At 42.4% G+C, this 17,989-nt stretch carries 16 protein-coding genes; 7 read left to right on the forward strand and 9 right to left on the reverse strand.

The genetic code is table 11. The annotated features are described in order from the left end of the window. Positions 1-129: 129 nt before the first annotated feature. A complete protein-coding gene (locus ACMXYV_RS09515) occupies positions 130-765 on the reverse strand; it encodes a response regulator transcription factor (RefSeq protein ID WP_415888266.1) in 636 nt (211 codons plus the stop codon). Positions 766-920: 155 nt separating this feature from the next. Then, complete coding sequence (locus tag ACMXYV_RS09520) at positions 921-1,358, reverse strand: copper-binding protein (protein WP_415887974.1); 438 nt, start codon at positions 1,356-1,358, stop codon at positions 921-923. Between the two features lie 196 nt (positions 1,359-1,554). On the opposite strand from ACMXYV_RS09520, the gene ACMXYV_RS09525 reads away from it, so the two are divergent. The 4 genes from ACMXYV_RS09525 (at position 1,555) to ACMXYV_RS09540 (ending at position 5,279) form a co-directional block, all read left to right on the forward strand. Then, entirely contained in the window at positions 1,555-2,697 is a 1,143-nt protein-coding gene (locus tag ACMXYV_RS09525) for an ABC transporter substrate-binding protein (protein WP_415888267.1), read from the forward strand. 14 nt (positions 2,698-2,711) lie between these two features. Beyond that, positions 2,712-3,683 (forward strand): YVTN family beta-propeller repeat protein, encoded by a 972-nt coding sequence (locus tag ACMXYV_RS09530; protein ID WP_415888268.1) that lies wholly within the window; start codon positions 2,712-2,714, stop codon positions 3,681-3,683. A gap of 76 nt (positions 3,684-3,759) precedes the next feature. Beyond that, a complete protein-coding gene (locus ACMXYV_RS09535) occupies positions 3,760-4,497 on the forward strand; it encodes an ABC transporter ATP-binding protein (protein ID WP_415888269.1) in 738 nt (245 codons plus the stop codon). Then, positions 4,494-5,279: an ABC transporter permease gene (locus ACMXYV_RS09540; protein WP_415888270.1), complete on the forward strand. Its 786-nt coding sequence runs from the start codon at positions 4,494-4,496 to the stop codon at positions 5,277-5,279. The genes ACMXYV_RS09535 and ACMXYV_RS09540 overlap by 4 nt, the downstream gene beginning before the upstream one ends. Before the next feature lie 50 nt (positions 5,280-5,329). Here ACMXYV_RS09540 and ACMXYV_RS09545 read toward each other — a convergent pair whose 3' ends face one another. From ACMXYV_RS09545 to ACMXYV_RS09555, 3 genes are read right to left on the reverse strand one after another with little or no spacing between them, the layout of a single operon-like run. Beyond that, positions 5,330-5,977, reverse strand: coding sequence for an ABC transporter ATP-binding protein (locus ACMXYV_RS09545; RefSeq protein WP_415888271.1), 648 nt, complete (start codon positions 5,975-5,977; stop codon positions 5,330-5,332). Then, positions 5,970-6,743, reverse strand: a complete 774-nt coding sequence (locus tag ACMXYV_RS09550; RefSeq protein ID WP_415888272.1) for an ABC transporter permease — start codon at positions 6,741-6,743, stop codon at positions 5,970-5,972. The genes ACMXYV_RS09545 and ACMXYV_RS09550 overlap by 8 nt, the downstream gene beginning before the upstream one ends. Continuing rightward, a complete protein-coding gene (locus tag ACMXYV_RS09555; RefSeq protein WP_415888273.1) occupies positions 6,740-7,702 on the reverse strand; it encodes an ABC transporter substrate-binding protein in 963 nt (320 codons plus the stop codon). Before ACMXYV_RS09555 ends, ACMXYV_RS09550 begins: the two co-directional genes overlap by 4 nt. A gap of 192 nt (positions 7,703-7,894) precedes the next feature. Between ACMXYV_RS09555 and ACMXYV_RS09560 the strand changes: the two genes are divergently transcribed. Both ACMXYV_RS09560 and ACMXYV_RS09565 read left to right on the forward strand, forming a co-directional pair. Further along, positions 7,895-8,452: a rhodanese-like domain-containing protein gene (locus ACMXYV_RS09560; protein WP_415888274.1), complete on the forward strand. Its 558-nt coding sequence runs from the start codon at positions 7,895-7,897 to the stop codon at positions 8,450-8,452. Positions 8,453-8,552: 100 nt separating this feature from the next. Beyond that, on the forward strand, positions 8,553-9,221 hold the full coding sequence (locus ACMXYV_RS09565) for a response regulator (RefSeq protein WP_415888275.1): 669 nt from the start codon (positions 8,553-8,555) through the stop codon (positions 9,219-9,221). Positions 9,222-9,397: 176 nt separating this feature from the next. Here the strand turns inward: ACMXYV_RS09565 and ACMXYV_RS09570 are convergent, their stop codons facing one another. The 4 genes from ACMXYV_RS09570 to ercA form a co-directional block, all read right to left on the reverse strand. Further along, positions 9,398-11,983, reverse strand: coding sequence for a NahK/ErcS family hybrid sensor histidine kinase/response regulator (locus ACMXYV_RS09570; RefSeq protein ID WP_415888276.1), 2,586 nt, complete (start codon positions 11,981-11,983; stop codon positions 9,398-9,400). Then, complete coding sequence (gene nosP, locus ACMXYV_RS09575) at positions 11,976-13,124, reverse strand: nitric oxide-sensing protein NosP (RefSeq protein ID WP_415888277.1); 1,149 nt, start codon at positions 13,122-13,124, stop codon at positions 11,976-11,978. The genes ACMXYV_RS09570 and nosP overlap by 8 nt, the downstream gene beginning before the upstream one ends. A gap of 106 nt (positions 13,125-13,230) precedes the next feature. Then, the gene (locus tag ACMXYV_RS09580) at positions 13,231-14,967 is read right to left on the reverse strand and encodes a NahK/ErcS family hybrid sensor histidine kinase/response regulator (RefSeq protein ID WP_415888278.1); all 1,737 of its coding nucleotides are present in this window, start codon (positions 14,965-14,967) and stop codon (positions 13,231-13,233) included. Continuing rightward, positions 14,951-16,114, reverse strand: a complete 1,164-nt coding sequence (gene ercA / locus ACMXYV_RS09585) for an alcohol dehydrogenase-like regulatory protein ErcA (protein ID WP_415888279.1) — start codon at positions 16,112-16,114, stop codon at positions 14,951-14,953. Before ercA ends, ACMXYV_RS09580 begins: the two co-directional genes overlap by 17 nt. Positions 16,115-16,463: 349 nt before the next feature. Here ercA and ACMXYV_RS09590 point away from each other — a divergent pair, with 349 nt between their 5' ends. Beyond that, the gene (locus ACMXYV_RS09590; protein ID WP_415888280.1) at positions 16,464-17,525 is read left to right on the forward strand and encodes a porin; all 1,062 of its coding nucleotides are present in this window, start codon (positions 16,464-16,466) and stop codon (positions 17,523-17,525) included. Positions 17,526-17,989: the final 464 nt, after the last annotated feature.

A 17,989-nucleotide genomic window follows, 5' to 3' on the forward strand; every position in this document is an offset into this window, starting at 1 on the left:
ACTGATATCTCTAACAAAATCAGAGAATCTTCTAAGTATGCTAATGAGTCCCTATTGGTAAGAATCCCTCCAAGGACTGAAACAAAGTACTACTTAAGTACTCATTTCAACCCGTGAATACAATATGGATTATGGTGCGAACTTAATTACACCGGCATCGACCGCCAAATGAACAAGCTCCGCTGTAGACGCAATCTTCAATTTACTCTTAATCGTAGTGACGTAATTTGAGACTGTTTTAACATTAATGCCGAGTGTATCTGCGATTGTTCGATTGCTCTGCCCACGAGCCAACATAACAAACACTTCAAACTCTCTTTGCGTCAAGTCACGAAGACGACCTTCTGTTATGTCTTGATTATTCAAAGCTAGCTTCATAATCAAGTCATATTCAATAAAGACCTCGCCCTCTCTTATCTTTTCTACCGCTTCTATAAGCGTTTTAGGGGAACCTGACTTGGTTATATAGCCCATGGCACCAGCATCTAAGGCCTGTTTTACCATCAAAGCTTCATCGTACATGCTAAAAAATAAGATTTTAGCATCACGATCTTTATCTAAGATTCGAGTAGCCGCTTCGATTCCACTGATACCAGGCAAATTGATATCCATAATCACTAGATCGGGCTTTTCAGCAAAGTACATAGCTTCTGATTCTTCTCCGCTTGCCGCCTCAATAATTTCACAAGGCTGAATAACGGTTGGCAAAACACTAGCGTACCCCTGACGTACAACAGAATGATCATCAGTAATTAGGATTTTCATCGATACTCCAAGATATAAACCTGCGGGACAATATTACCACCTAAAGTAGTAATTGTTTACATCTTAGCAACGATCAAAGGAAAGAATTGAGATAATGAGAGGAAAAGCCTGGATACCGCATTTCTAACAACACCCAGACTTAAGATAAGGATTGGCTATTTAACGTTAAAAACGCCTTCCATTCCCTTGTGCTCTAAGCCTTCAGCGAAAAATTCAAATTTACCTGGCTTAATCGGCACGAAGTAAATTTCAGCCTCGCCTTCCTGTTCAAATTCAAGCTCTTTAAGCGTAGCCGCTTTAATTTCCATATCACCTGCTTCCACTTTACGCAGGAAAATAGAATTAAAAAGGCCAGGCGCTTTTAACGCGTATTCAGTTTGACCGCTAGAGATAATCTTTAATTTGTAGGACTTGCCTGTTTCAAGGTTGTATTCTTTTTCAGACAGGTGGTAACGATTATCTTCGGTTCCTAGAACAAGATCAGGAAGCTTTGCAGGTCTACGCGTCAAATCACCTTCAGCGACTGCCGCGGTACTCGTAATAGCTACTACTGAAGCAAGGCCACACGCAGCAAGATTCTTGATTAAGTTCATAATTCACCCTTGGTTTAAATTACTTATTATTTATGCACTTAATGCTAAAGGTCGAACTGGGTAAAAGAATCCTACTTCAGTATTAAATGTTTTCTACTTTCTACATATTCCGAGTTCACGAAATCCCACTTATGCTGGGCATAAATCATAATAACGATAAACTTATCTTATGCACTTAAAACAATTAATACCCAGCATGACGGTACTTGCCACGCTTTTAACTACGAGCCAACAAGCTCAGGCAAACCTAGAAGTAAACATAGGATATCTTCAGCAACAAACGGATAATGGCCCAGTCTTATCCAACATAATTCCCGACCCTGAAGATTCTGGTCTTAAAGGTGCCGAACTTGGCATCAACGACAACAACACAACTGGCCGCTTTTTAAAGCATAAGTATTCACTACAACAGTTCGATTCAGAAAACCCTGAAGAACTCATCAGCAAAGCGTCTGATCTCTATGCGCAAGGCGTTCGTTTTTTTGTTATCAACGCACAAAGCCAGACCCTAAAAGATATCGACAAAGCGCTTCCTGATGAGGCAGTTATATTTAACTCTGGCTCCCCTTCTGATCAACTCAGAAATAAAGAGTGCAACAACTCACTACTTCATACCCTACCTAGCCGAGCAATGCTGGCAGATGCACTTGCACAATGGCTGAAAGCGAAGCGCTTAAATAAAGTACTCGTTATTTCAGGGCAAAAAGATGAAGACAAGGCGTATACCCAAGCATTCAAACGTGCCGCTAAGCGCTTTGGCTTAAAGATTGTTGCCGAAAAGCAGTGGGATTACGATACCGATTTACGCCGTACAGCCCAGAGTGAAATGCCACTTTTCACACAAACTAAAGAGTACGATGTGGTCTTTGTCGCAGATGAGCGCGGAGACTTCGGCGAATATGTACTTTACAACACTTGGCTTCCAAGACCTGTAGTCGGTACACAAGGCCTTAGCCCTGTCACATGGCATCGCGTTGTAGAACAATGGGGCGCAGCCCAACTACAACGTCGTTTTGACAAGCTAGCTAAACGCTGGATGACCGATGAAGATTATGCTTCCTGGGCTGCCGTACGAAGCGTAGGTGAAGCAGTAACTCGGACAAACTCAGCCGATCCTAAAGTCGCTTACGAATATATTCGGTCTGAAAAATTTGATCTAGCAGGCTTTAAAGGCAGAAAACTTAACTATAGAGAGTGGAATGGCCAGTTAAGACAACCAATTCCTCTTGTCCACCCGCGCTCTCTTGTATCACAATCCCCACAGGATGGATTCCTTCACCCTGTTAATGAACTTGATACCTTGGGCTTTGATAAAGCCGAAGTTAAATGCAGCAAATAACAATTGGAGTAGTTATGAATTTTAAAAAGTTATTAAAAACCCTTGCTGCAGGTATATTGATTGCCTCGCCATTACTGCACGCTGAAGTTGCCTATGTATCGAACGAGAAAGATGACACCATTTCAATTATCGATCTAGATAGCATGGAAGTTATTGAGACCCTAAATGTTGGTGAACGTCCTCGCGGTATTCTATTCTCAAAAGATTATTCAAAGCTTTATATCTGCGCATCTGACTCTGATACCGTTCAGATTATGGACCTAGCAACCAAAAAAATCATTGGCGAACTACCTTCTGGTGAAGACCCAGAGCAATTTGCACTTCACCCTAACGATCGCCACCTATATATCTCCAATGAAGACGATGCCTTAGTAACAATCGTTGATACGCAGACAAGCGAAGTTTTAGCTCAAATCGATGTCGGCGTAGAACCTGAAGGCATGGCCGTAAGCCCAGATGGTAAAATTGCGGTTAACACAAGTGAAACAACCAACATGGTTCACTGGATTGACACCACCACTTACGAGCTTATTGACAATACACTTGTTGATCAGCGTCCGCGTCATGTCGAATTCAGTACAGATAGCAAAATCCTATGGGCGAGCTCTGAGATCGGCGGTACAGTTTCTGTTATCGATGTAGAAACACGCCAAATCTTTAAAAAGCTTACGTTCGAAATCAAAGGCGTTCACCCAGACCGCGTTCAGCCTGTAGGTATCCGTCTATCTGATGATGGCAAATATGCTTTCGTAGCGCTTGGCCCAGCCAACCACGTTGCAGTCGTAAACGCCAAAACCTATGAAGTCGAAGACTATATCCTAGTAGGCCGTCGCGTGTGGCACATGGACTTCAACGAAGATCAAACTAAGCTACTAACAACTAATGGCATTAGCGGCGATGTATCTGTTATTGATGTTAGCAAAATGAAAGCTGTAAAAAGCATTAAGGTAGGCCGCTACCCATGGGGCGTAAAAGTTAAACCATAGTAGTTTACCCACCCTCTCAAACATACAAGGCCCACTCTGTGGGCCAATTTTGTTTATACAGCAAAGAGATTCAGCAATGAGTATCCATGTAGAATCCGTAAGTTTCAGCTACGGCCCTAGACAAGCGCTAAAGGATATTAGCTTTTCGCTAGAGCCTGGGGAATTTCATGGCCTTTTGGGACCCAATGGTGCAGGCAAATCAACATTGTTCGCTTTAATCACTCGTTTAAACGCTATGCAATCCGGCGATATTCGTATCAACGAGCTTAGCATCAAGAAGCAACCTTCTAGCCTAATGAAAAAACTAGGTGTTGTGTTTCAGCAAAGCACCCTAGATTTAGACCTTACGGTTCAGCAAAATCTTTTATATCACGCTGCGCTACATGGCATTTCAAAAGCCCAAGCTAGCGATAGAATTAAACTTGAGCTGGAACGCATGGAGATGTCTGATAGAGCCAATGACAAGGTAAGAAGCCTCAATGGCGGTCACAGACGCAGAGTGGAGATTGCTCGAGCACTACTTCATCAACCGGAAATACTATTACTGGATGAGCCAACTGTTGGTCTTGACCCACAAACACGCAGAGCACTCAACACCCATGTCCGTAATCTTTGTACAGACGAGAAGTTGACTGTGCTATGGGCTACCCACCTAATGGAAGAGATTAAAGAGCAAGACCATATCGTCTTACTCAATAAAGGCCAGATAATGATTAATGACAAAGCATCGGAAATGCTGAATCAATCAGGCTTGGATAATTTTACTGACGCCTTCCACCAGTTAACGGATAAGCCAACTAAGGAGACCCTATGAGCTTTGCCAGTTATTGGAACTGTTTTTATGGCATCCTGGTTCGTGAATTTCTTCGATTCGTACAACAGCGTTCTAGATTCCTGAGCTCGTTAGTTAGGCCTCTGCTTTGGTTAGTCGTATTTGCTGCCGGGTTTAGAGCTGCGTTAGGTATCTCAATTATCCAACCCTACGATACCTATATTACCTATGAGACTTACATAGCACCTGGGTTATGCTGCATGATATTGCTGTTTAACGGCATGCAAAGTAGTTTATCCATGGTATATGACCGTGAAATGGGAAGTATGCGAGTACTGCTAATGAGCCCCCTGCCACGCCCATACTTACTCCTCTGTAAAATGGTCGCTACGGCTTTGATTTCGCTTACGCAAGTTTATGCTTTCTTATTAGTGGCATTATTGGTTGAAGTAGAACCACCATTAATGGGCTACCTAACGGTATTGCCAGCATTACTATTAGTCGCACTTCTATTGAGTTCTCTTGGATTGTTTCTGTCTACTAAGATAAAACAGCTTGAGAATTTTGCTGGTGTAATGAACTTTGTTATTTTCCCGATGTTCTTCCTTTCTTCTGCACTCTACCCGCTTTGGAAGATGCAAGAATCAAGCGAATGGCTCTATTGGATCTGCATGGTAAATCCGTTTACCCATGCGGTTGAATTAGTTCGTTATGCACTTTACATGCAACTAAACCTAGAAGCTTTAATTATTACGGCATTTGCTACTGCATTTTTCAGCGCATTTGCAGTTACTGGGTTTAAACCACAGAAATCTGGTCGGTAGGATCAAGGAAAGATAAATCTAAAACCTCTCTTCTTCGAAGAGAGGTTTTTTTATGCCTTAAGGGCTGACTCGAGTGTAGTTCGATCTAATTCACTCGTATCTTTATGAAGGTAAACCGTGGCAGGACGGCCCTTTAAAACAACCACCTCGTCGGCTAAAGCTAACGCTTCATCCAAATCATGTGTTACATAGATCATACAACGCTTTGGATTTTCGCAAACCAAATGAGATATCAACTCTCTCATCTGTGCACCTGTACTCATATCTAACGAGGTTAACGGCTCATCCATTAACACCATTTCGGGATCAAGTAATAAGCAACGCGCTAAAGACACACGTCTTGCCATACCTAAGGAAATCTGCGAAGGATAGTGATCACCGAATCCAGTTAGCTTAACGGCCTGAAGCATTTTTTCGACTTTATCAGAATCAGATTCAACTAAAGCTAAATTCTGATTAATCGTTCTCCAAGGTAATAACCTTGGTTCTTGAAACAGATAGCCTATATCTATGCTTTCTCTGTTCCAGCAAGGCACCTCATTTTCAGCCAAGCCTGCAAGCTTGTTTAGTAACGTTGTCTTACCACAGCCGGACGCACCTAAAATAGCTATGGTTGAACCTGCTTTTAATTCAAGCTCAATTGGTTGGAGAATAGTTTCATCGCCGTAGCAAATCTTATCAGATTTAAACTTATACACGTTCTGATCCTCGTTGCCAGCGCTGAGCATACCGATCTAAAGGTTGCAAAACACACCATTCAATCATCTGAACAATAAAAATAAAGGCAAAGCTATAAGCTAGGATCGTTGCTACATCAAAGAGCTGAAAGGCCATATGAAGCTGGAAACCGACACCATCAGAGCGCCCTAATAGTTCTACGACTAAAACAATCTTCCATATCAATGCCAAACCACTACGCGTCGCTACCATGATGTAAGGAAATAACTGCGGCCACCATAGCTCAGTCAGCTTTTGCTTAAACGAGAAATGATAGGCTTTCGCCATCTCCTCTAACTGCACATCAAACATGCGCCCACCTTCGCGTAAGGTAACAGCGACATTGGGTAATTTGTTGATGATTACTGCACCAACTGCTGCAGCCTCAACCAAACCAAACCAGATGTAAAGCAAGATAATGACAACAAGCGCAGGAACATTCAGAAGAATAATTAGTAGAGGGTCCAATATTCTATTAACTGTAGAAAACCGACCCATCAGGACACCTAGTAGACCACCTAACAGCATGGCACAGAAGAAACTGATAGCTACTCGCTGCAAAGTAATCAGCAAACTACCTAATAGCCTTTTTTCGGACCATTCAACTTGCAAGGCGCTAAATACCTCGCCAGGTGTAGGAAGTAAAACATTATTGACAAGCGCCGCACTGCCCCACCAAACAGCCAAGAGTACAAAGATAGCTAGCAGCTGGTCACTAAAGCGACTGATACTACCTGCAGAGCTCATAGGCCCGCCTTATAAAACATACCTACGTCTAACTCAGCACCTTTAAGCGATGGTTTAAATTGAGTAATCAACTTATAAAATAGCTTCGCATCATCGATCTGATTTTCTGTTATCGCACTAGGGACGCCTTTGCGATATCCTGCGATAAGCGCTTTAAAAACCTGATCATTCTCAGCCCTCATTAGTTTTCGAAGACCTAGCCAATGATCATCTTCATTCAGCAATTGGTTTTTAGCATCCATCACTGCATCTACAAAGCTATTGATTAACTCAGGATTACTATCTACTTGATCTTGCTTTACTAGATAGCCAAGCATAGGCAACTGACTAGACATCCCTAACTCTGTCATCATCTCTTGTAGACTAATAACTTTTTTATATCCTTCAGCTTCAAGCCTCGCCCCGTAATGCCAAAATGTGACCAACAGATCTAATCGCCCACTTTTCAGTGACTGACTCAACAAAGGCGGAGAGCCAAACTGTACCTCCGCATCTGACTCGAGCTTGATTCCATGCTTTTGCGCCGCCGCTTTAAGCAAAATCCAACCTTTATTCAAAGGCCCACCAGCAACACCTATCCTTTTCCCTTTAAGCTCAGAAAGACTGGATAGCTGACTAGCTGAAGACTTCATAACCATCCCTATCTGCTTAGAAAACGGTATAAATCTAAATGTTTCACCCTTGCTGTTTCTCTCCGCCGCCCATAGCCAATCCGCAACTATTGCATCCGCATTACCACTAGTTAATGCAACTTTTGCAGCCGACATACTCGCTACTTTAATAATTTTGAGATCGAATTCATGAAGCTCATCTAATTTTTGATTCTTTATGTGCTGTAACTCCCAATTAACCGTGCCAGAAGCAAGTACAGCTACTTTTATTTCGGATCGCTCATCATCAGCACTCACACAAAAAGAAACAAAAGCCATTAAAAACAATATGTTACGCACAATAAACATAAAATTCCCACGCACTACAAATTATCGGGACAATAGAGAAACTTAAAATAAGCTTCAACGCCGTGAGCAGACATAGTACTTTCGTACCTGTTTTTTTGCTCGATGGTAGAATTTAGACCTACACTTTCGCACGGTGTAATAGACGTGTAGAGAAATAGTAAGGAAAGCATTATCAGGCACCTTAAAATCGCAATGTATTTATACGCACTATTGCTTATAAATACTGGCTTTGCAGAGAACCAAAGCGATTATGCTGATACAACAGATTTTGAGCTGTTTTCAGCAGAAGGTTATCGATTGTTTCATTATCGCAGCCCTACACCATTAAAAAGCCTACACGGGAAAACACTTTCAACAGAAGATGTAATCCGCCTACTAGAAACGGGAAATAAGCCCATCTTTGTAGACGTACAACCCATCCCCTGGAATCGAGTTTTCATACAAAAGGAACCCAGACTCCATATACCTGGTAGTTTATGGCTTCCTAACGTAGGTTTTGGCGAATTAGATGACGACTGGTCAGAATACTTCCAATCAAATCTAGAACGCTTAACAAACGGCGACAAAAGCCTTCCAGTAATTATATACTGTACGGCTGATTGCTGGATGTCCTGGAATGCTTTAAAAAGAGCTTCTGAATGGGGTTACACTAATTTACTGTGGTATAGGAATGGCTCTGATGGCTGGATTGAACACGATTTAGAAACCAGCATTGCCACCCCTGAACCCTTTACACTAAAGAAGCATTAAATTTTACCAAGCATTAAAGTCTTACACGGAGTAAGATAGAGACAAGCTCAGGATGAGAATATAAGCTCATAATAAATATAATGAAATTGGAGATATTGTCGTGTACAAGATCCTGATCGCGGATGATCATCCGCTGTTCCGTGAAGCTATAATCAATGTTATCGAAAACAGCTTTACTGGCTGCCAGACACTGGAAACGGAAGATCTGGATAGTGCGCTTACAATCGCTCAAAATGAGGAAGAGCTAGATCTTATCCTGCTAGACCTAAACATGCCTGGCATGAATGGCCTTAACGGTTTGATCACTTTGCGTAACGACCTACCAACAGTACCTGTGGTTATCGTATCAGCAGAAGAAGACAAACAAATCGTACTGCAAGCCATCACCTATGGTGCAGTTGGTTTTATCACTAAGTCTTCACCTCGCGATCAAATGACTGAAGCGCTTCAACAGATTCTTGCCGGTAATGTATATCTGCCGTCAGATATTATTCGCGCTAGTCAGCCTGATAACCGCCGCAATCAGCGCAAAGACGAAAACCAGATTCCACCAGAACTTCTTTCATCTTTGACACGCCGCCAACTACTCGTACTTGAGCGCATGTCTAAGGGCGAATCAAACAAACAGATTGCCTACAATCTAAACATCGCGGAAACTACGGTAAAAGCCCACGTATCAGCTATTCTACGCAAGCTTGGCGTTCACAACCGCATTCAAGCTGTTCTATCTGCTGGCAACATCGACTTTAACGAATATCTTAAGCGCTAAGATCCATACTATTGGGTGACTGACTCCAGTCACCCTTCTTTCTATAACACTCCGTTCCAGCATAAATTGATATGCAGCTTTATAAACTGACTTACCTTCAGCCAGCTAAAACATGCATTATTTAGCTTATAGAATTGGAGTTAGCTATAGCTTGTTTAGAAAGGAAAAAAGCAGGCCTAAACGACCTGCTGTTCTAAGAGATGTATAAGCGTAGTCTTTAGCTTGAGCGGCTTAATTGGCTTATTAACAAGAATAAAACCAAGATCTCGAATCTCTTGATTTAGCTCTTTGCTGTAGTTAGCAGTAATCATCAGCACAGGCAAATCACTATCCACTCGTTCGGTTACCGTTTTGGCAGCATCAATGCCGGTTTCATCATTATCTAGATGATAATCGGCAATTAACAGATCTACTGGGTCTTCCTCAAAATCAACCTTTTGCGCTAAATCATCAAAAGACAAAGCTGTCACCACATGACAACCCCAGCCTGACAATAATATCTCCATTCCTTTACAGATCGATTCATCATTATCAATTAACCAAATACAAGCACCCGAAAGCCGCTCAGTTATCATCGGAATATGAGGGCCAGTCACCTCAGTAGGCGCTAGAGGCACACCCTTCGGCACTTTCACCCCAAATACTGAGCCTTGACCTTCGACTGAATCCACTCGAATCTCATGACCTAATACTCGAGATATTTTATCTACGATTGCAAGACCTAAGCCCAACCCCTTCTCCTGACCAGGCTGATCAGATTGAAGACGTTTAAACTCATGGAAAATCTCTTGCAGCTTGTTGGATGGTATACCCGGGCCAGTGTCATAAACCTCAATCCAAACCGAATCTGGCTCATGCCTACAACCGAGTAGGATCTTACCCTCTTTGGTGTAGCGTATAGCGTTAGTTAAGAAATTACGCAGAATGCGCGCTAGTAGCTGTGAGTCTGATCTTACAACTGAGCCACTTTTCACATAACGGAAATCAATTCCCTCAGCATTCGCCAACTGCTGGAACTCAGGCGCCAAAGTATCGAACAAGCTTTGTAAATTAAAGGTAATTACATCAGCTTTGACCACGCCGGCATCAAGCTTAGAGATATCAACCAGCGTACGCAGAAGAGATTCAACATCATCTAGGGAGTTAGATACAGATTGCGCTAAAGAGCAGTTTTTTGGATCTTCAATTTTCTCAGCCAATGCACCAGAGAATAATCGAGCCGCATTCAAAGGCTGAAGCAAGTCATGACTTACAGCTGCTAAGAACTTAGTTTTAGACAAGTTAGCCTGTTCTGCTTCCATCTTAGCATCGAGTAGACGAGACTCCACTTGCACACGCTCAGTAATTTCTGAACGTAACTGTTCGTTTAGCTCAGTCAATTCTGACGTACGCTCTTCTACCCTCTGCTCAAGTAACTGGTGCGAAAGCTCAAGAGCTTCGGCAGATCTACGTCGCTCAGTGATATCTCGAATCATAACGAAAAAACCATTCGGTTTTCCGTCTTTATCGATATTAGCAACATAAGATTTCAACATGTAGCGCTCTTCGCCACGGGAATTAGTCTGCCAAGTTTCAAAGGTGACATTCCGACCGGACAAGGCTTTTTCTACATACGGACTTAAACGTTCATACTCATCCGGCGAATAGACATCATGAATGCTTTGACCATTTAATTCACCGTCTGCACGCCCAAACCATTCGCTATACACCTTATTGGCAAAGCCATAATTAAGGTCTTGGTCTAGATAGGCAATCAATGCAGGGACGTTATCAGTAATTAAGCGGATCCACTGCTCATTTTGGCGAAGCGACTCTGCATATCGATGTCGTTCAGTAATGTCTGTATAAGTGTTTACAAAACCACCCTGAGGCATTGGGTGCGTACGCACTTCAATTACCTGACCCTGATCACCTCTTTGCTCAGATGCTAACACCTCACCTTGCTGAGCTGCTGTCAGTGCATGCTGAAGAATTGAATGGTTGTCTAACATTAGAGCAGCAAACGGTGGATACGACTGAACCTGATCTGGCTCAACACCTGTAAGATCGAGGAACCGGTCATTCCACAGTTCAACGCGCCCCTCTGGGGTGACCAGCACAACGCCTTGAGACAAGTTATCTACAGCATTTTGCAGCAGTTTTGTTTTCTGAGCTAAGGCATGCTCTTTGTCAGCTGTTTCACGCTCTTTAAGGGCTGTAATATCTGTATAGAGAATTACTAAACCACCATCTTGAGTCGGACGTTCTGACATCTGAACCCAGCGACCATCATTTAGCCGATAAACCTTACTACCTGTATTTGTATCAGGATATTCTTCATCAATCAGACCACTTTCTCGAGCTAAACGACTGATATCTTGTATCGTGGTACCGGTCTGGATATTTAAGCCAGTTGATGCCCAAACACTGCTGAACTTGCTGTTAAAAAGGACAATTTTTCTATCTTGGTCAAACAAAACAAATGCGTCAGAAATGCTTTCTATTGCATCAACTAAACGCTGGTTAGCTAACGCAGCTTGATTGTTAGCTAATTTAAGCGCCCTATGGCTGATTTTTAGCTCTGAAAGTACTCGATTCAGCGCCTCTGTGCGCTCCCTAACCTGTTCCGCGAGTACTACAGAGTGCTCAAATGCAGAATAAGGGTTAGCGCTCTGACCGCCACCAGACTCAACTCGCTGAACCAAGACGGAATTTATTTTACGTAGCTTACGATTTTCCTCTTCGAGCTTGGCAATGCGATCTTGTACAGCCTGTTCAGACATTCAGATTTCTCCCGATGGCTACGGCAGTGAAGGTCTGATTAATATGCATCCCCTCCTTCTGCTCTCCATAGGTGTTAAATCCAATAACTTTATTTCGACGAAGTAGATCGGAAATCTGTTGAGAATTGCCTCTTAGCTCACTCTCTAGACGACGCAAGAAGCAATCACAGCCAATAATTAGCTGAGGCTCACCTATTTTCTCTTCGATCACTTCAAGTTTACTGATGAGATCAGCAGCCATATCACCTGGCGTCATGACCGTCAGAACAATGCCATTCTCGACAGCACAATAGAATTTCATGCTAAGGTCATCATTAACCTGCTGAATAGAGCGTACAAAATATTCTTCACCAAGCTTTACAGCTACAGGATTCTGGGCAAAAACATGGTGATTTAAGTCCTCCACGGCAACCCCTATCACCCTTGCGTATTCAAGCGCAGCGGGCTCAGCATTTATCTCGTAGACACAACGACTGTCTGCATCCGCCTCAGTAACAACGAGCTTGTCATTGCGATGATCCATGTGGTGAGTACTAAATACTTCAAAATCGTAGATAGTATTTACCAACATAACTACAGCGGCATCGGTATGGAATTCACCATTGTAGAAGACATGAGTTTTAGCCAGATGAATGTCATCTCCAGCCGACCCACCAAAGTTAGGGATACTCCCTAATGCAGAGTTGAGAGTGACAAGTACATTTTCTTCTTGAATAGACAAGCCATCAAGCAAAGTAAGCGCGAAAGTATTCCCCTTTATCGGTGCAATCTCATGATGCCGACAACCTGATATAAGTTGATCAACCAGCATCTGCGCATCAGTTAAACTAAAGTCATCTAGGCACTCAATAGATGCGGCCTCAATAGCAAAACCAGACTGCTTAAAACCTATAGCAGTGATACAACCTTGCCCATAACCATCTGGGGTAATTTCACCAGCCGTGGTACAACCAACAATTTCCGTTGTTGGAAAAGCCCGGTTAAGAGCTGACGCAAGTTCCTTAAGAGGGTACTCTGCAGAACAGAAGAACGTAATAAAACTGATATCTGGAGAATCAAGCTGCGACAAAAGGTCATTTGCAGCATTGATAGGGTCAGAACTGAATGATGCAGCGAGCAGAAACGCAGGGTCCTGAGTCAATGGTCTATCCTCGGGATAAGCTTAATCATTTCATTCTAGGTCTTGAGGATGAATCAACAAATACTACTTATGACCCCTTTTTAATTGATATTAAAGCTAAAGATTATCAACAAACCAAATGAGTAATCAAAGCCCTTAATTTACCAGGCTTTACTGGCTTATTGATCAAAGAAAGTCCTTTATTCTCAAAAATCTGGCGGCATTCACTACTCCTATCAGCCGTTAAAATAACTGCAGGAATATCCAAACTAAAATGATCTCTTAACCCATCAATCGCATCAGTTCCAAGTAGATCATAATCCAAGTGATAATCAGCAAGTATTAATTCCGGCACTATGTACTCATCAGTGCATTTTTCTATAGCCTCGCTCAAGCTAGCGGCGGTTATCACGAAGCAACCCCACTGAGTGAGTAATGCCTCCATACTCGCTTGAATGTTTTCTTCATTATCTATCACTAAAACAACAAGATTAGATAATTGATCGCTTCCAAATTGACTTAATTGTTGCTTTGGAACGTCCAGCGAATGCCGCCCTACTAACGGCACCTCAACAGAAAACATAGAGCCTTTATCAGGTATGGATTTAACAACCAACCTATGACCAAGCATAAGGGCAATACGTTCAACTATTGCAAGACCCAATCCGACCCCTTGACGATCTTTGGCCGACTTATTTTCTAATTGCTGAAATTCTTTAAAAACAAGCTGCTGTTTTTCTGCAGGAATACCCAGCCCGGTATCCCAAACTTGGATGCTCAACATCGCCCCTTTACGACGACAACCTACAAGTACGCGCCCCTGATCGGTATAACGGATTGCGTTACTGATAAAGTTCCTAATAATTCTCAGCAATAATCGCGAATCACTTCTCACAGCCACAGAGCAAGCAGAAAGTTTTAACTGAATTTTTTTAGTTTCAGCAACAGTCTGAAACTCATTTACCATCGATAGCAACAGTTGATTAATACGGAAATTAGAGATATCTGGCTGTACCGCATTTTGATCCAGCTTAGAAATGTCTAATAAATCAGTTAAGAGATCTTCTGCATTTTCCAAGGCCAAGTGAACCCGCTCTACAAGATGCGCATCTTGGTCCTGCAGAGAGCGCTCACGCAAAGCTGCAATCAGCAATCTAGCTGCATTCATGGGCTGTAATAGATCATGACTTGCAGCAGCAAGGTATTTATCCTTACTTTTATTAGCGTCCTCTGCGACATCTTTCGCAATTTTAAGTTCTTTTTGAATTTGTTCGCGCTCTGAAATCTCTTGAACTAGCTTATCATTTAGAGAAACCAATTCCTGAGTACGATTGGCCACCCTAACCTCAAGCTCGACATTTAACTGTTTTAATCTGTCCTGAGATTTCTTTCGTTCGGTAATGTCTTTAACAAACCCTTCAATAATAGGGCCATTACCATCAGGGTCCTTAGATAAAGCACTGACTGAAACATGAAGACATTGACCATCCTCTTTAAGGAACAAGGTCTCAAAATTAAATACCCTGCCATATTGCGCGAGCTGATAACGAAAATCAGAATACGCATCAGCACAGCAGAAAAGAAGCGAATCCAACCGTGTAATTCGATGAAGGAACTGTTCTTCGGATTCATATCCACACAACTGGACCATAGCAGGGTTTGCAGACACTATACCTTCATCTAATTTGGCCTGAAAAATCCCATGCAACGCATTTTCAAATAACCATTTATAACGGTTTCTTTCGCGTTCAAGCTCATCAATCTTGGTAACCAATTCAGAATGATAGTTTTTTCGAGAAGAGTGATTCCCCAAACCAATTAGGCTTTCTATTGTTTGGGCTTGGTTATTAAAGCGCTTCTTCATAAACCACTTCTACATCTCGTTTATTTGATTTACGGGGATTAGTAAGAATACATGGATCCTGTAGAGCATGATCAGATAGAACTGGGATATCCACGATATTTACACCATTATCTTTTAATTTCTGATCCAGCCCCACATCACTCTTTAATTGAACAACTTTATTTCTTAAAGCAACCTGAATTTGACTTGTGCTTAGCCCTTTAGTTGCAATCCCCATAGTTTCAGCAACAACTTTAAATCTGTCTTCCGCTTCGGTGTAATTAAAATCAATCACGTGCTCCAACAACATTGCATTACACAAGCCGTGAGGCAGATCTTTATAACCGCCTAGACTATGAGACATAGCATGAACAGCACCTAAAATCGCATTAGAGAAAGCAAGCCCTGCTTTCATAGAGCCAAGCATAATTTGCTCACGAAGATAAATATCTTTTGGCTGATCAACTAATGTGACGATGTTATCGTTAATTAGCCGCATTGCATCAAGAGCATGCATATCTGTTAACGGACCAGAACCCGTAGACACAAACGCTTCAATCGCGTGTACCAGAGCATCAATACCAGTACAAGCACTTAAGAACGGATCCATTGTCATCGTTGTTTCAGGATCAATCAAAGCAACATCTGGTACAACGGCTTTACTAACGATAGAAATTTTAATTTTTTCGACAGGATCTGAAATAATCGCAAACTGAGAAACATCTGCTGAAGTACCAGCTGTAGTCGGAATAAAGATTAAAGGAGGTATTGGCAAGTGAATTGTATCAATTCCTTCATAATCTAGAATGTGCTTACCATTAGCACAAACAATGCCAATGCCTTTTGCACAATCCATTGGACTGCCACCACCGACAGCAACAATGACGTTACAGTTATGCTCTTGGTAAACTTGAGCACCAGCCATAACCTCTTCTGCTCTCGGATTAGCAGATACATCATCAAAAATTACATGCTCTATATCTTCATTGAGAAGCAATTCGGAGATCTCTTTCACCCAACCAGCTTCTCTTACGCCTTGATCAGATACTACCAAAACCCTACGAGCACCAAAGTTTTTTGCATAATTGGCCACCGAACATCTAGCACCAGCACCAAAAATTATTTCCGGGGATACGAACTTTCGAAGATTTGAAATGTCTCTACTCATTAGAGGTTCTCATCTGAACTGCACTGCTTTAGCAGAAAGAAGTAATTAAGTTTACATGAAGCATTAACTAGACCAAAGTGACATACACATTAATGAAACATATAATCGATATCATTACCGTTAAATGAAATTTTGCACTGCACAATTTTTAAGCACTTAAGTATATAGTACCCGCCGAACACCTAGGATGTAATACCAATACACCTATAGAATTCAAGACTTTAGCTTAATTTAACACACGAACCATTGTTCTATCTAAAAAGAACTATAGAGCCATGTAAGCATTCCTAACACTTGCCGATAATCTCCTCCATCGTTAAACAAACTAAATTCCTTAATTGGGGGCGACATGAAAAATAACAAAGCCAAGCTGTTAGCTGTAGCAGTTGCAATGGGCATGAGCGCACACGCTAGCGCTGCAATTGAACTGTATAACCAGGATGGCACAACTTTCTCTGCTGATGGTCACTTCAACGCTTTCTACGTTCATACTGATAACGACACTACTGGCGACCAGTCACGTGTTCGTATGGGTTTCTTACCTAACTGGATCGGTTTCAACGTATCTAAGCAAATTGACGATCTAAAAGTAGGCGGACGCTCTTCTTTCTGGGTAACAATCAATGATGGTGGCGGCACAAGCTCTGCTACAGATACTGCTATCGACGTACGTCAATTCTATGGCACTGTAGATGGCGATTTCGGTCAGGTTCTTTTCGGTAAGGATTTCGGCCTTTACGCTCGCTCCAACATCTTCTCTGACGAGCTACTTCTAGGTACTGGTCTTCCACAGATTAACTCTGGCGGTGTAACGTTCGGTAACATTTCTGTAGGTTACCCATATGCGACTCCTAGTGCTCAGATCACCTACCGCACTCCTGTTAACAACGGCTTCCAACTAGCTGTTGGTGTACTAGATCCAGATTCTGGTGAAACAGCAGGTCAAGGCGACGAAGCTCGTTTCGAAGCAGAAGCAACTTATGCTACTGAATTCGATGGCGGTAAATTCAACGCATGGCTAGGTGCTGCAACTGGCGAATCCAACACTGACGGCGGTAGCGTAGAAGGTATCGCATACGGTGCTCGCGTTTCTATGGGCGGCTTCCAGTTCACTGCATCTGGCTTTGATCAAGAAGGCATCAGCCAAGTTCTTGCAGATGCTACAGTTGCTAGCAACCAAGATTCTGACGGCTACCTAGTTCAAGCATCTTATGCAGCTAACGGCCACCGCGTTGTATTGTCGCACGGTGAAACTGAAGTAAACGGTGCTGATTCTCAGGAAATGCAGACTATCGCTTACTTCTACGACATCAACAGCAACCTAAAACTGATTGCTGAATACGACCAAGCTGAAACTGGCGCTGGCGTAGAAACTGATCAGTTCGCTATCGGTGCTGCACTAAGCTGGTAATTACTGCTTAAAGTAATTAGCTAGACATTGGCCGCCGCTCTGTCCCCCCCTTCTCCAGAGCCGCGGCCTTCTTTTTCCTACCCACTTTATAACTCCTTTCTTTTCGCTATTCGCTATTCGCTATTCGCTATTCGCTATTCGCTATTCGCTATTCGCTATTCGCTATTCGCTATTCGCTATTCGCTATTCGCTATTCGCTATTCGCTATTCGCTATTCGCTATTCAGCAGATGATAAGAGCTTTGCTTTAGGCAAAAAAAAGCCTGCTAACTAAGCAGGCGAAGTACGACGGTTAGAGCTCTTAGATAGAAACTCAAAGCCAGAGAGTGGATGTAAGAACACAAGCTGTTCTTGAATAAATTCATTATCCTTTAACCACCTACAATTTGCTGCTCTGCAACAGAATGAAATCATCTAATACTTTAGGCGCAGACCATAAGTGATGCCTATTTATACAAGATTCCC

The sequence above is a fragment of the Neptuniibacter sp. SY11_33 genome (genome assembly GCF_047778025.1).
Lineage (GTDB): Bacteria > Pseudomonadota > Gammaproteobacteria > Pseudomonadales > Balneatricaceae > Neptuniibacter.